The following is a 14,866-nucleotide window of genomic DNA, read 5'->3' as shown; positions in this document are numbered from 1 at the left end:
GGCAAACACCCTCAGTTTTAATTTGTGCTAAAATACCTAAGCATAAAGGTATTTGCGCCCATAGCTCAGTGGTAGAGCATCCGGCTCTTAACCGGCAGGTCGTGGGTTCGAATCCCCCTGGGCGCACACACGGTGGGTTGGCGGAGCGGACAAACGCACTGGTCTTGAAAACCAGAGTCATTTATGGCTACACAGGTTCGAATCCTGTACCCACCGCTCATATCCATTCGCGCCGTTTACAGTTTCGATGGACACACAAGTATTGAATGTATTCTTTGTGTAGCGAATGGATTTAGAATTTAAAATAATCCGACACTATATAGAATTATTGCTATACTTGATCTATGAGTAAAGCTTTGAAAATTTCACTTCTTTTTATATTTATAATTTCAATCTACCTTTGTGTCGGGTACTTTAGAGTTTTGAATTATCCTTCATATGAATTTGATAACTGTTTGAGGGATTGTCCGAAAGGAGCCTTATGTGACGCTTGTTCACCACATTGGAACAAAATTAATTATGACTATTCAGATATTGGAAGGTTAAACTTTTGGAAACACGTTCTTATTTGGCCGTACAACGTATTCAGACTAAAATATAATTTTTAAGAAGACTAAATTCATCATATCTACTCCTATGGTTGAGATATGTTTTTTGATCTTAACATGAATAACTTCATCCTTAATATTAAATTACCCATATATTAGAAGGTGTAAAAAAACAATAACCAACTTATAGAATTGAGTTTACTTACACGGAATATATAATCTTCTGAATCGATTATATCCTTAAATTTATAGCAATCAAATTCACTCATTTATTTTTTTCTTGACTTTAGTTTGGGTCTATGTCATTCTGATCATTAATACTATAAAGGCACATGCAAGACACGTCTGCCACTATACACACATTCTCAATTTGGAGAAAATTTACATTTATATTTCTGTTTTTTGTGTTTACTCCAATAGCCCTTGGTACAAGCTTAGTTTCTCTTTTGGCAATTGAAGAACCAAAAAACAATACTACCGAGAACGCTCCGCTTTCTAACCATCAAGCCAATTCCGGTGTCCAAGTTTATGCATCTCTACCCTCAAATTTTCCAAGTGTTTCCGGAGAAATACTAGGAGCTGACGCACGAAGTGAGATGCTCAAACAGTATTTGCAGGCTAACAATTCACCATTGATGGAGTACTCGTCATTGCTTGTCAAAACTGCAGATAAATATAATTTGGATTACCGACTTCTTATTGCCATTGCCAAAAAAGAATCCGGACTTTGTAGGATAATTCCACCTGGTGGTCATAACTGTTGGGGATGGGGGATACACAGTGAAGGAACGCTAGGCTTCGACTCTTACGACGAATCAATCGAAACAGTCGCCAAGGGACTAAAAGAAAATTATCTCGATAAGGGCTTAGTTACACCCGAAGAAATCATGTCACGGTACACCCCACATTCACCCGAAGGTGTTTGGGCAAAGGATGTTTCTCGTTTTATCGAAGAAATTTATTAGTTTTATAGTTCCTTAATGTTTCCTGCCTTACATAAACTTTTTGTGTTTAACCTTAGGTAGCATGGGCTTTTCGACAACATTCTCACAATCCAAAAGGATACTGAAAGTTAACCAAATTCTATTCCCAATGATCTTAATTGGCACGAAATTAGTAATTACCAACTTAAGCATGATAAAATTTAAGCTTGGAAGTATATAGACAACTAATATTCCATCAAAATAAACAATGTCAGCTCATTACGACAGTTACGACTACCCATCTTATTGGGAAGGAAGAACTTATGAACACGAAGCGGAAGTTAGTGCGATTAAATATTTGCTAAATAAGATTGCACATATACGCACCGTCATCGACATCGGTGCGGGTTATGGCAGGTTGTCACCCCTATATATCCACAGAGCTCGAAAAATAATTCTCACCGACCCTTCCAGTAAACTCCTTAAAATCGCCCGACTCAAATTACCCAACAAAAAAGTAATCTTTTTACAAGCTAAGGCGGAGACCCTTCCCGACAAATTACGAAAAAAATCGGCGGATTTAGTTATATGTGTACGCGTTGCTCACCACATTAACGATATCGATACGCTTCTAAAAATAACCAACGACTTACTGGTAAATAATGGTTATTTTATTTTCGAGTTTGCCAATAAACGCCATCTTAAAGCTATATTTTCTGAATTTATCCAGGGTAACTTCACTTTTGCACTTGATATATTTCCGATTGATTTAAGAAGCAAGCGTGCTAAAAAACAACACACCTTACCTTTCGTCAATTACCACCCTGACGTCATAAAAAGAAAACTTGTGCAAAATGGTTTTGTAATTAAGGAAGTATTGTCGGTGTCAAATATCAGAAGCGCATTTTTGAAAAAACATATGTCAGTCAATAATTTGATTGAAATTGAAAAACTACTGAGAAAACCTTTTTCCAAATTCAGTCTCGGACCATCGGTTTTCATTTTGGCTCGTAAAAAGGGATCTCTGTAACACATTATTTATTATCCTTCTTTGTATATTTAGCGTGCTTGCTTTGTAATTCTACTGCCTTATTGACAATCCTATAATAAAGTGCTATATTAACAATACGTTCTGAGGCAAACTCCGTTTATTCGGTTGTGAGCGTTGGAATTTTATATGACCCCATACCTTGGTATGGGGTCTTCTTTTTTGTGGCCATTCATAAACCTTAAAACAGATGAATGACTAGGTAGGTGTGAATTTGTTTGAAGTTTAAACTAATTTTCTCTAGATCACATTAGCTAGGAATAAAGCTGGTAACGGTTGAATTTATAAGTATATGAGATTAAGTATTTTACTATTGGCGATATTATTTTTCTTTAGTATTAAATCTGTTTATGCGGGGGAATTGTTGGTGGCCGGAAATTCTGCCTATCTCAAAAAGACAACTGTTACCCATAATGACTATCGAACGACTGTCTTGAAAAACTACCTTGAAAGTAAAAACTCACCTCTGGCTTTGTACACTGATGAATTAATTTTTGAAGCAGACCGCAATGGCTTGGATTGGCGTCTTATTCCCGCTATAACCGGTGTTGAATCCGGTTTTGGTAAACGTATTCCTCCAAACTCACACAATGCGTATGGTTGGGCAGGAGGAAAATACAAGTTTGATTCTTGGGAACAGTCAATTAGTATAGTGGCAAATACTCTTCGCGTAAAATATATTGATAAAAACGCACTTACCGTTCATCAGATCGGCCGTATTTACGCGCCTCCTTCCCAAACATGGGCGTACAATGTGGGCTACTTCATCAAACAAATAGACGAAAGTCCATTAAATTTTTCACTTTAAATATCTGTTTAACGCTAAAAATATGCCTCACAGGGTTAGGCTATTTTTAAATTATCCTTGCTCTTGGTATTGCAATCATACATATAAGTTTTTGTAGGGTAGAATAAAAATAGTATAATTGTTTTGTTCTAAGACACTTTGCCGGGGTGGCGGAATTGGCAGACGCGCAGGATTTAGGATCCTGTGAGATTTATCTCGTGGAGGTTCGAGTCCTCTCCTCGGCACTTGAGTTTTATCTTTAGACTATCGATTCACAATAACATTTCTTTTATTTTGCAATTTTTATATTGATGCATCCAATACATAAGTGTTAGTATTAATTAATTCTTCAATGCCTAATTTAAATCATAAATACGAACACAAGGAGGTATTTGATTTCAAGATACTCTATATTTTGATTCCGATTGTCTTGTTTGTTGTTGTCGCCATGGTTTTTTATACTCACACCCGACAAACCAAGCAAATTATTTCTACCGAAAATACTCCTCAGCAAATAAACGAACAAACCTTTACTTCTATTACGCCTACAATAAACAAAGAAGAAATTAGAAATATAGAAGAAGAGTTAGGTGAACCCACTCTTTAAATGAATAAATATTTCATATTGGCATGTATAGTCGCATCTTTAGTATTTTTATATATCTTCAAAGATAACCACTATCTTCACAATATTATAAATTACCAAACAGCGGTCAATGAAAGCAAGCGCACTCTAACCGAAATAGAAATTAACGGTGTTGCCATTACTGTCGAAGTAGCAAAAACCGAAGAAGCAATACAAAGAGGATTGTCGGGAAGGGAAGTACTGGCCACAAACCATGGTATGTTATTTATATTTGACAAAGGTAATCGGTATCCCATATTTTGGATGAAGGATATGAAATTTCCTCTTGATATTATCTGGATAAATGACAGTACAATAGTTGATATTTCAAAAAATATCTCAAATCCGAATCCGGGAGACACCACTAATCTACCTCTTTATAAACCCGGTCATCCAGCCGATACCATTCTGGAAGTTAACGCTGGTTTTAGCGACATTCACAACATTCGTGTCGGAGATTTAGTCAAATATAAATTGGAGAATTAATTTTAATAACAATCATAGAAGTTCTAGCGCTTGTTTTCTTACTTCATCAATTCACTTATTCCACCAAAAGATATCCTGTCAGGTATTTTGTCGCGGGCTATCACCATACGCAATGGAGTAATGCTAAATTCGCCCCATCTTTGATTGATTGAATCGATCGACTTAGCCACGTTTAGACCTTTTTCAATGTCGCGAAATAAATCCAACTGCAAACCACTTTCTTTAATTAAATCATATACATTTTCGGCTATGATTCTAACCGGCTTTATTTCCGGACAGTAATTCAAAATATTTATCATCTCTTTATAAATATCGCGGGAGTCAAAAATAATTTTTTTTAGATTTTTACTCCGATGCCAATAACTTCCGTCTTTAAAAAGCAGTGCCAAATATACTCCTTTTGTTCTATATCCGTTTTTCCTCAAACGGCTGCCTGTTTTCTCTACCAACTTTTGAAGTATCGGCAACAATTCACTCTTTGTTCCTTTTGAACCGGGAAGTGCATAAGAATTACCAAAGGTTTTTCTTGAATATTCGACATCATCGATATCCCAACCTCTCAACCTAAGATACCAATAGTAACAAGAAATTGACATAAACGCTGCTTTCAACCAAGCCGGTTCGGCCCTGTAAAAATCGAGTACCGAGTATATACCTACTTTGTTCAACCTTACTTTATTGTGGTAATTTATACCGTGTAGATCTATCAAACTGAGTTTAGAATAAACTTCTTCCACATTGTCTTTGTTTATTTCTTCCAATCCATCGGGCTTTTTCAAATTGGATGCCATCTTTGCAATAAACCTACTTGGTCCCATACCAATAGAAACGGTGATCCATTCACCAATTTCGTCTGTTATCCTCTTTTTTATATCGCCACCAATTTGGTAAATAGTTTTACCCGAAACGGTGACATAATCATTAATGTCTAGGACAAATTCGTCAATCGACTTCGCTACCACACAACTTGAATATGGAGAAAGTAGTTCCCTTAGTTTTATGTGTACATAACGATATTTGTCCGGATCCGGAGTTAATATTTTGAGGGTGGGACAAATCTTTTTTCCATCTTTGACACGCATACCCGTTTTTACTCCACCCCTTTTTGCTTCGACCGAAGGAGCCAAAATTACAGCGTTCGGACTGGCATAGGCGGCAACGGCAATCGGTTTTCCTCTTAAAAATGGGTTAGCCTGTTGTTCGATTGTCGCAAAACATGAATTAAGATCTATATGCATAACAGTCGAAGGACGGGGATTAAAACCAAGAGAGGAAAAACTATTCTTACTTAAATGCATTAGTTTCTTTCAGCTATTTCTTCCAACTTCCAAGAAAGACTGTCGGTATCTAAAATAAGCCTTAAATAAGCACCTTTACTTACCACGGAAAATACATGATAAAGGGTTCTACCCTCACGAAAGGTGTGATGTAAACCGACCTTTGTCACGGGGCGAAGTTTGCCTTTCCAAATTACCCACCTGGGAAAAACTTGTTGTTTTTCACTGTCGTATGCAAAACTTACAGAAACCGATTCTTTTATTTTCATAGATTATGATACCCGAATATTATACGAAATATTATCTTATTTATACTACCGAAGATAATCCAAAGTCAATAGGGATTATTTGCAAAACAACAGTATATTTCAAAATATACTTTATTTTTTTATGTCTTAAAATTGACTATCTATGATATATTTTTTGCTATTTTGATGGTCTTGACAAACGAGTAATTTTATTTTTAAGATGTCCTCAATAGTATTTCGTCTATGCCAAAGAGACAACTACATTACGCGATTCTTTTTGTTGTGTTAACAACGGCTTTTTATTTATATAAGTCGTTTAGCCCCCAAAACGTTTATTCCGCATTATCAAATCATGTTGTCATCTCTGAAATACAAATTTCCGGTAATTCCGCCAATGATGAATTTGTGGAACTATATAATCCTACAGGTAGTGCAATTAATCTCGAAGGTTGGAGATTAACTCGCAAAACAGCAAGTGGTACAGAGTCCAATCTTATAGCAAACATTTCAGGAACAATCCCGGCAAATGGATATTTTCTAATTACCCACGCAAGTTATGAGGGAAGTACCACTGCTGACTCAAATTATTCGGCAACATCAAATGCCATTGCAAGTAACAATACCGTCATTTTATATAGTGATGCTGGTGTAACCATGATGGACAAAGTGGGGATGGGTAATGCTATTGACTTCGAGGTTCAAGCAGTTTCAAACCCCGAAGCACTCGGTAGTATCGAAAGAAAAGCAAATTCATATTCAACCAGTCAATCGATGTCTGCCGGAGGATTAGATGAACACTCAGGTAATGGTGAAGACTCCGAAAACAACGTCTCCGATTTCGTAGTCAAAACAATATCGACACCGCAAAATAACCTTTCACAAACGGAAGCAAGTCAAGCTGTTAGCGCTACACCAACACCATCTGTGTCGACCACACCATCTCCGACACCAACAACTACCCAGTCGGTGGTGTTGATATCTGAAGTTCAAATATCCGGTACAACTGCAACTGACGAATTCGTGGAACTCTACAATCCCACTCAGAATGTCATCGATCTAACCGGCTGGAAACTCGCTAAAAAGACCGTAAGTGGTACACAATCGAATCTCGTTACTGAACTACCGGAAAATTCACTGATTAATTCATACGGGTATTTCTTAATTGCACACAATGATTATGATGACCAGATATCTTCCGACCAACAATATTCGACGTCATCATCTCTTGCTTCAAACAATACAGTAATCCTAATTGACGCTGATGGAAATATATCTGACAAAGTCGGAATGGGAGAGGCTGTTGATTTTGAATCTCAAGCATATAATTCACCCGACACGGACATTAGTATTGAAAGAAAAGCTTCTGCCGGCTCAACTGTCGAAACAATGCAGACAGGCGGGGAAGATGAATACATGGGGAATAGATATGATACAAATAACAATCACAATGACTTTATCACTCGCAACATTCCAAATCCACAAAATAAAAATTCTGCCTTGGAACCTCGCACCGACAATGTAACCCCTACACCGACTTTAGGCATTACATCAACACCCACACCAACACTTACCACCACCCCAATTCCAACAACCGTCCCAAGCACTCCCACTCCAACCATCGGCTTAACTCCGACACCTACTCCAACCCCAACACCAGGTAATCAAGGAATGGTAATAGCCTACTTTCCTCTTTCCAATACCACATGCCGTCTGCATTTCGAGATTAGAAAATTCCGATTTTTCATAATGATTTCCCCCAGAATTGTGTGTAGCAAGTAATGCTTGTAACATCGCATGATGATAATTTCTTTCCACTTGGTAACTAACGTTATTAATCCAACAACTGTTGTATATCGTTTAGCTTTTTTGGGAAAAAATACAGATCGACATCTCAAGTTTAGGAAATGTGTTACAAATTCCTCACGATAATTAATCCTTCTATTTATGGAGTATATAGATATCTTGGTTATAATCACTAATATTTACAAGTTCACCTTCACCCAAAAATACTCGCTCCATATCCCGACAGGCAAAACAGCCATTCTTTGGACATTTTAAGTGATTAATCTGCCGACCCAACTTTATTCTTTTGGCAATGTCTAACACTTTCTCACGAGCTTCTATTAGAGGCGGAAGAGTCATTTTCAGCGGCTCACCATCTTTGTCCAAATACCAATAATATGCACTCGATACTTTTCTTCCTTGGGTATTAGCAACCAATAGGTGATAAATAGGTAGTTGTAAAGAATCCTCATGTTCTTCATTTTTCCCGGTTTTGAAGTCTACAATATCGACAGAGTCGTCTTTCTCGTTCCATTTTAACCAGTCTATTTTCCCACATAGAATAATATTCTCGCTTTCATCCAAGTAATAATGAGGAAGATCTTTTTTAATTTTGACAGCTTTTTCCAAAATAAGCCCTGGTTTCTCTTCTATTCTTTTAAGCATGTTATAAGCCCGGTCTTTGTAATCTTTCTCCTCATTTCGATTTTGAAATCCACCTTTTTTACCTGATATTTTTTCCCATGCAACGTCGAGCTTTTTCGACAACGGTACTTGCAATCTTATATCTGTCGGTAATTTTGATAACCCCTCAACAACTTCGTGGACCGCCTGACCCAACGCCAGTGGGGGTGTCATGAGCGTAATTTTATGGTTTGTTTTGGGATCTTTGTAAACATTGCGTAAATAATATAATCTAGGACATTTTAGAAAATCACCAATTGAAGAATGACTTACCCAAACAGCACTATATTTATCTGTGGCCATCTCTAATTTTAGCACGACCTGACAAACACAATCTAAAAGTTCGTAGTTGCCTGGCAAACTAAAATAATTTGTTGAGAGTTTATTCAAAGCTTCACAATATCTGAAAGCTTTGTACTTAGGGTTTTCGTTAATTTCGAATTAATTTTTGCTTATTTCTTTGGAGAAATGTTCATAAACATCAGCTGACCGATTATTAACCGATCTTAACACATCAATTATCATTTTTCTTATTGTCGCCGAGGATATGTGTTGACAACCCGTGTCGCGGACATTTTCATATACCAATGATGTGATCAGTTCCGCAATAACTTTCGTAACTCCGGCATTGGTCATTGATGTTACCATCTTTTGCCTGTCCCAGTTTTGAATCGTGCTATTTCTTTTTATAACTTGCAACATAGCTTATATTATTAATAGTAACAAATCTTTGATGTGTTTTATACCAATTACGCTCAGTCGTATAGACGGGTGGGTGTTTTGATTACGTAGCCAATCATTGTAATTTTTCACATATTTCATTCAAAATGACTCCACTTTGTAGCTATATCAAATAACATGTATTACGAAACACTTTGGTAATAAAATAAATAGTAGCTTTTGCCGACTTGCTATCTTATAAACGGGCGACAAATATAGATCCGATTAGTTTGTAGAAACTATTCTCATCACCCATGTATTGCGGTGGAGAAATAGCCAACTTCTTTATGTCGTTTACTAAACTTCTCGAAACACCCAGAGCTACCGCAAAAGGAAATATTGCGTCTACAAACATTCTTTTATTTAGTGTGTCACTTTTCCACATGCTTTTATTCAAGTACCATTTCAAGCCTGTAGCTTGCCGATAATAAGAATAGCCTTTTGAGGTTTTGTTGGGCATCAGATAAGATAAAATAAATCCGGGGATTAACAAACACGTAAAAACTACTACATCTTGATTAATCGCAAAACTATTCATATAGATTATTAGAAATACGACAGAATTCATAATCAAATAATACATTAGCCACACCTTGCGCACTTTGTTCGGTTTCGTATAAAAAAATCCATCATGCACCATATTGTCATATAATTTCTCTGTATATCCCGACAAGCTTTCGTGGAAATGATATCGAAGACCTTCATATAAAACATATTTCTTCTGTGAAATTTTCTTGCCGATCGATTCAATTTCGCTTTCCTCAATGTCGTACTTTTTACACAAATATTGAAAGCTTCTTAAATAGTTCGAAAATCTAAATAGCTCGCGTAATAAATATCGTTGATGGTTTTTGAGTTTACCTATTTCTACCTCATCCAAAGTTTTTGTTGTTTTGATGAAGCAATATTCATCTTTAAGTTTTTCGAAACCTAATTCGGATAGTTTTTTAACATCAACAAAACCTTGTCTAGCAAGTTCAAATATCTCAGCATATATATCAACCATGTTGACACGCTCATCGATTATTACACCCAGTTCGGAAGGAGTGATACCATCAATCGGATGGTATACAAAAGGTATAAAATTCTTTTCAAAAAGCGAAACACGTCTTTCACTTCTATCGTCAGGGGTGTAATAAATCATGTCACTTCGATATCTATTGTCTCGTCCACGTAAATACCAGAATATAAATAGTATAAAAAGAGGAACACAAGCTAATATAATCATAAAGTTACCAACTTCCTCCGCCACCGCCACCAAATCCACCCCCTGAAAATCCACCAGAAAAACCGGATCCACCCGACGACGCTGATTTTGGGCGTGTCGCATTTATGCCTTGAGAAAACGTATTATCAAAATTACCTAAAGCTCCAATAAAAAGTGACGGGTTAAAATTACCGCTGGATTGATACCAATCGGGTGGTTTGATTTTTGCGTCTTCAAACGCATCAATAAATTTATGGGTTAAACCAAATGCTATTGTATAGGGAAGAATCTCTTCAAAATAATTCCATAGTTCGTACTTTTTTTGTCTCCACAATCCCACCCTCACGTACTCCCTTAAACCAACAACGTCAGATAACAATTTCCGTCCCTTAGCGGTTCGTGCCGGCATAAAAATTCCAAATACAATAATAATCACACAAGATAATATTCCCGAGAAAACAAATCCACCTACACTCAAGAATGGGTATTTTGCAGTTAATGTCGATAATGCAATAAACGAAATTAAAATTACAACACCCCATACGACATATTTATTCCTCACACTATTGGGGTTGCCATGAAAGAATTTATTTTGAGTCATGTTATTGTAAAGCTTGTCTTTTATGTCTTGCTGATACTTATAAGCATCTTTGGGCAATTTGTTTAAACTAACCAGAGTGTCTTTGCTTCTAGTAGGTGAAAAAAGCATATCAAGTACCGACTTTTCAAAATCTTTAAGCGCATCTTCATTTAATCCGCTAAACGTCAATTCGTACTCGGTAGTTTTAAATATTTTTCCTTTTTTGATTTCCTTTATTTTGAAATATCCTTTTCTCGCAAGGTCGATGGTAATCGCGGTAATATCGCGCATGTGTACCCTCTCGTCGACCAATAACCCGACCTCTCCAGGTGATAAATTGTCAATTGGCTTGTAAATAAATGATTCCCTAACCCTTTCGAAAGGTGAGACGAAATCTACACCCGCTTGTTCAAAAAATATATTTTTAAATTTTCTATCTCGTCCATTTTTCATATAAAGATAGAGCATTATTAAAAATACAAACAAAGGAGATATATAAATCACGTTATCTTGGACAAACCATAAGATTTCTTGGTTAATACTTGGAAATATCAACTTATTTTTGTCTAGCGAGACGGCAAGTGTAAAATTTTCACCTGGGTTTAAATATCTTGATTCAATTACCACAACATCTTGTTGGTAATTAATTTTACAATCACTTGTACTTGTACCATAAAACCCAGCGAAACAAACGGTGTCTATAATCGACCCTTTTGGTGCATGAATTGTTGCTGTCGGTTTTGTAATAATTACCGGCCAATCGGTTCCATTTACATTCCAGTAAAATTCAGCAGTGCTACCAGGTTGCGTCAAGCCTCTTGTCAGACCATAGCTTATTACATAGGTTTGTTTACCGGTCACGGTTGTATCTGGATCTCCGATCCTGATAGTCATTTTGTTTCCGGATTTTTTGACACTCGTGGACAGTAAATTACCATCGACATCCGAAACACCATGCAAATTAAATTTCAGATCTATATTGTTCCCACTAGCCGTTTTGTAAACAATCGGGATATCTCTGTAAATGCCATGTTTATTTAGATCGTAAAAATCTGTTGAGATGGTTTCAACAATTTCAATACTCGTATTTTCATTTATGGTTATATCGGAATGAAAACTGTCAATAATCCACCCCGTATCACTCGAGGCGCTTACCCGGGTAACACCAAAGAATATACACACACATGCTAGACAAGTAATAATACTCCGTCGACTATAGACCGGGGTATCATTTCCACCTTTGGCGTGGATACTATTCTTCATCCACGCAATAAATCGTGTAGAATTTCTAATAGAGAAACTAAGCTTTGACATAGCTAATATTATGGCTCAAATATTTCCGGATTGCCATTAGTTAATGCTTACATAATTGTGGCAATTTACTATGTGTAAGATGTACACTCATTAATTAAGTGAAAACCATGACATTTTGCCACGGTAATTATAAAGAGGGAATATTAAAATTCCCTAAGTCAACAATTGTAATTAGTTAAAAATTTCAATTAATTGTAAATGGCAATATTACGGTATTATTTAACACTTGATTTGTATTTTTTAGTTCATATATACTAAATTACATGAAGGAAAGAGAGCTTAAACAAAAGAATCTAATTATTCTTCTTGGTGCTGGTTTACTTGTTATTTTAGTATTACTTGTCGGCGGTTTCTTCAAAAATAGCAGATTTGCTCCTGGATTTAATAAACTAAAGGTAGCTCTTCCTCAAAATATCGTTAACAGGATCAGTTCTCCCCACGGGAACATAATAGAAACCGTTTTAGATAATCCAAATTCACTTAGGGCGAGACTAACGGATGTAACAAAGGGAACTTCTTCGGGGGTTGCTTATGTGCTTCACGAAGAAAATTCCTTGACTCACTACGTCAAGGCCAATCTTCCTGAATTGACCGATGATTTTTCTTACGAAGGATGGCTCGTTAATCCCACGACAAACGCCTATATATCAACCGGAAAATTTAACAAGGTAGGGGAGGGTGAGTATTCACTTACTTACATGACGCAGAAAGATTATATGGGTTACGATAAAGTTGTTGTCACTATAGAAAAAATTCTCGATAGTACTCCGGAAACTCACGTTCTTGAAGGTCTTGCCAAATAATCTTCTTTTTGTTTCTTGATCATACATGCGCTTAATATTAGACTTAATCAGTTGAAGTAGTTTGTATTATTACGGGTTGATATGTTTATTGTTCTAAAGTTTATAATCGTTTCATACCCGTAAATTTACATACGTGGTTTTTTACTTGATACACATGTCTAAACTTAATCCTTTACTTATTCACAAAGAGCTTCCTAATCCTTGGCCACTAAAAAAACTTATTGGTCCTTCTTTTATAATTCTAGGTGTCGGACTCGGAAGCGGTGAATTAATACTCTGGCCATATCTCACCTCAAATTTTGGGTTAGGAATTATGTGGGCTGCAGCTCTTGGCATTACTTTCCAATTCTTTCTCAATATGGAAATTGAACGGTATTCACTTATTACAGGCGAGAGTATTTTTGTCGGATTAACAAGAAAGTATGGCCGGTTTACTCCTTTGTGGTTTATCCTCACGACACTCATTCCATGGATGTGGCCAGGAATAATAGCTTCCTCGGCAACCGTGTTGGCTTATGCAATGGGGATCGAATATGCTGCATGGATTGGTATTTCACTTCTTATTCTCCAAGGTTTTTTATATAGCTTGGGACACGTAATTTATAACACCCAAGAAAATATTCAAAAAACAATAATTCTTGTGGGTGTTCCCTTTATTTTTCTTCTGACATTGTATTTTGCCGATACGACCAGCTTGAAGTTTTTATTGTCAGGTCTTATTGGTAGGGGAGAAGGTTTTGTTTTTCTTCCAAAAGGAATTCCGATTGCGACGTTTCTAGCGGCGCTTGCATATGCCGGTGCAGGAGGTAATTTAAATCTTGCGCAATCGCTTTACGTTAAAGAAAAAGGTTATGGCATGGGAAAATTTTCAGGACGAATTACAAGTTTATTTAAAGGCAGCAAGGAAAACATTACACTGGAGGGAACTACATTTGAAATAACTCCGCAAAACATGCTCAAATTTAAAATATGGTGGAAGAGAATCAACATCGAACACATAACTGTTTTTTGGTTTACCGGCCTTATGACCATGATCATGCTATCACTTCTTAGCTACGTGACCGTTTTTCATAACCCTGATGTTGTAACCAGTATTAATTTTGTAATCCAAGAATCTGTCGTCATTGCTCACAAAACTTTTCCGTTTTTGGGCAATTTCTTTTTAATCATGGCAGCGATTATGTTATTCGGAACTCAATTTAGCGTATACGGTAGTAATGCAAGAATAGCTAGTGAAAATCTCGTCATACTAAATAAAGAAAAGTTTAAAATTAATAATTTACCAAAATATTTTTACGTTTTTCTTTGGCTTCAAATCGCGGCAGGAATTTGGATTTTAGGATCGGGATTTACCGAACCTTTGACTTTAGTAGTCACCGGTGCCGTGTTAAACGCTTTTTCAATGTTTATCTACTCGGGTCTTATTTTGTGGTTAAATTTAACGTCTCTTGCAAAACCGTTGCGTCCCGGTTTTATTAGAATATTTTTTGTCGGGCTTGCTTTTGTCTTCTATGGAAGTTTCAGCGCTTATACCATTTATCTAAATATCACTAAATTTATTTAGATATACCTACCTCTTGGAATAAATTACCCACCATAACTTTTTTCCCAATTATTCCATGTGATTAAAAGAAAATTAAACAGAAAATACCCATTGAATTTTCTACCTTTATATTTTGTTACGACCCAAAATATCCTTACGTTTATATTAGTTGGCATAAAGGATACGAGTCTAAAAAATCCATAATATTTTTGTAAACTAAATAAAAATTACTAACCACTTAAATTTGTTTACGGGCTTATGATCCACGATTTTCGTAAAGCCTAAATTACC

General features: G+C 36.3%; 14 protein-coding genes and 3 tRNA genes. 11 read left to right on the top strand and 6 right to left on the bottom strand.

The window, feature by feature from the left end; translation table 11 throughout:
- Positions 1-54: 54 nt before the first annotated feature.
- From IPM62_03215 to IPM62_03180, 8 genes are all read left to right on the top strand, one after another.
- A tRNA-Lys gene (locus tag IPM62_03215) sits at positions 55-126 on the top strand.
- Positions 127-131: 5 nt separating this feature from the next.
- A tRNA-Ser gene (locus tag IPM62_03210) sits at positions 132-216 on the top strand.
- A 664-nt stretch (positions 217-880) separates the two neighbouring features.
- Positions 881-1,513 (top strand): hypothetical protein, encoded by a 633-nt coding sequence (locus IPM62_03205; protein QQS38375.1) that lies wholly within the window; start codon positions 881-883, stop codon positions 1,511-1,513.
- A gap of 226 nt (positions 1,514-1,739) precedes the next feature.
- Positions 1,740-2,501: a class I SAM-dependent methyltransferase gene (locus tag IPM62_03200; protein QQS38374.1), complete on the top strand. Its 762-nt coding sequence runs from the start codon at positions 1,740-1,742 to the stop codon at positions 2,499-2,501.
- 310 nt (positions 2,502-2,811) lie between these two features.
- Positions 2,812-3,327, top strand: a complete 516-nt coding sequence (locus tag IPM62_03195; protein ID QQS38373.1) for a glucosaminidase domain-containing protein — start codon at positions 2,812-2,814, stop codon at positions 3,325-3,327.
- 140 nt (positions 3,328-3,467) lie between these two features.
- Positions 3,468-3,551, top strand: a tRNA-Leu gene (locus tag IPM62_03190).
- 107 nt (positions 3,552-3,658) lie between these two features.
- Positions 3,659-3,913, top strand: a complete 255-nt coding sequence (locus IPM62_03185; GenBank protein ID QQS38372.1) for a hypothetical protein — start codon at positions 3,659-3,661, stop codon at positions 3,911-3,913.
- Complete coding sequence (locus tag IPM62_03180) at positions 3,914-4,417, top strand: DUF192 domain-containing protein (protein ID QQS38371.1); 504 nt, start codon at positions 3,914-3,916, stop codon at positions 4,415-4,417.
- A gap of 38 nt (positions 4,418-4,455) precedes the next feature.
- On the opposite strand, the gene IPM62_03175 is transcribed toward IPM62_03180, so the two are convergent.
- Together IPM62_03175 and IPM62_03170 are read right to left on the bottom strand one after the other, a co-directional pair.
- Positions 4,456-5,715, bottom strand: coding sequence for a hypothetical protein (locus IPM62_03175; GenBank protein ID QQS38370.1), 1,260 nt, complete (start codon positions 5,713-5,715; stop codon positions 4,456-4,458).
- Positions 5,715-5,963, bottom strand: coding sequence for a hypothetical protein (locus IPM62_03170; protein QQS38369.1), 249 nt, complete (start codon positions 5,961-5,963; stop codon positions 5,715-5,717). The genes IPM62_03175 and IPM62_03170 overlap by 1 nt, the downstream gene beginning before the upstream one ends.
- A gap of 222 nt (positions 5,964-6,185) precedes the next feature.
- Between IPM62_03170 and IPM62_03165 the strand changes: the two genes are divergently transcribed.
- The gene (locus tag IPM62_03165) at positions 6,186-7,721 is read left to right on the top strand and encodes a lamin tail domain-containing protein (protein ID QQS38368.1); all 1,536 of its coding nucleotides are present in this window, start codon (positions 6,186-6,188) and stop codon (positions 7,719-7,721) included.
- A gap of 159 nt (positions 7,722-7,880) precedes the next feature.
- Here IPM62_03165 and IPM62_03160 read toward each other — a convergent pair whose 3' ends face one another.
- The 4 genes from IPM62_03160 to IPM62_03145 all read right to left on the bottom strand — a co-directional run bounded on the left by IPM62_03160 (position 7,881) and on the right by IPM62_03145 (position 12,178).
- Positions 7,881-8,711, bottom strand: a complete 831-nt coding sequence (locus IPM62_03160) for a PD-(D/E)XK nuclease family protein (protein QQS38367.1) — start codon at positions 8,709-8,711, stop codon at positions 7,881-7,883.
- A 138-nt stretch (positions 8,712-8,849) separates the two neighbouring features.
- A complete protein-coding gene (locus IPM62_03155; protein QQS38366.1) occupies positions 8,850-9,110 on the bottom strand; it encodes a hypothetical protein in 261 nt (86 codons plus the stop codon).
- Positions 9,111-9,324: 214 nt separating this feature from the next.
- Positions 9,325-10,356: a DUF2207 domain-containing protein gene (locus IPM62_03150; GenBank protein ID QQS38365.1), complete on the bottom strand. Its 1,032-nt coding sequence runs from the start codon at positions 10,354-10,356 to the stop codon at positions 9,325-9,327.
- A gap of 4 nt (positions 10,357-10,360) precedes the next feature.
- Positions 10,361-12,178 carry a DUF2207 domain-containing protein gene (locus IPM62_03145; GenBank protein ID QQS38364.1) on the bottom strand — a complete coding sequence of 606 codons (1,818 nt, stop codon included), beginning with the start codon at positions 12,176-12,178 and terminating at the stop codon, positions 10,361-10,363.
- Positions 12,179-12,492: 314 nt separating this feature from the next.
- Between IPM62_03145 and IPM62_03140 the strand changes: the two genes are divergently transcribed.
- Together IPM62_03140 and IPM62_03135 are read left to right on the top strand one after the other, a co-directional pair.
- A complete protein-coding gene (locus IPM62_03140) occupies positions 12,493-13,032 on the top strand; it encodes an anti-sigma factor (protein QQS38363.1) in 540 nt (179 codons plus the stop codon).
- Positions 13,033-13,186: 154 nt separating this feature from the next.
- Positions 13,187-14,596 (top strand): Nramp family divalent metal transporter, encoded by a 1,410-nt coding sequence (locus tag IPM62_03135; protein QQS38362.1) that lies wholly within the window; start codon positions 13,187-13,189, stop codon positions 14,594-14,596.
- The last annotated feature ends 270 nt before the right edge of the window (positions 14,597-14,866 follow it).

The sequence above is a fragment of the Candidatus Woesebacteria bacterium genome, assembly GCA_016700095.1.
In the GTDB taxonomy this organism is placed as follows: domain Bacteria; phylum Patescibacteriota; class Microgenomatia; order UBA8517; family UBA8517.
This window is presented reverse-complemented; position numbering and strand designations above follow the sequence as displayed.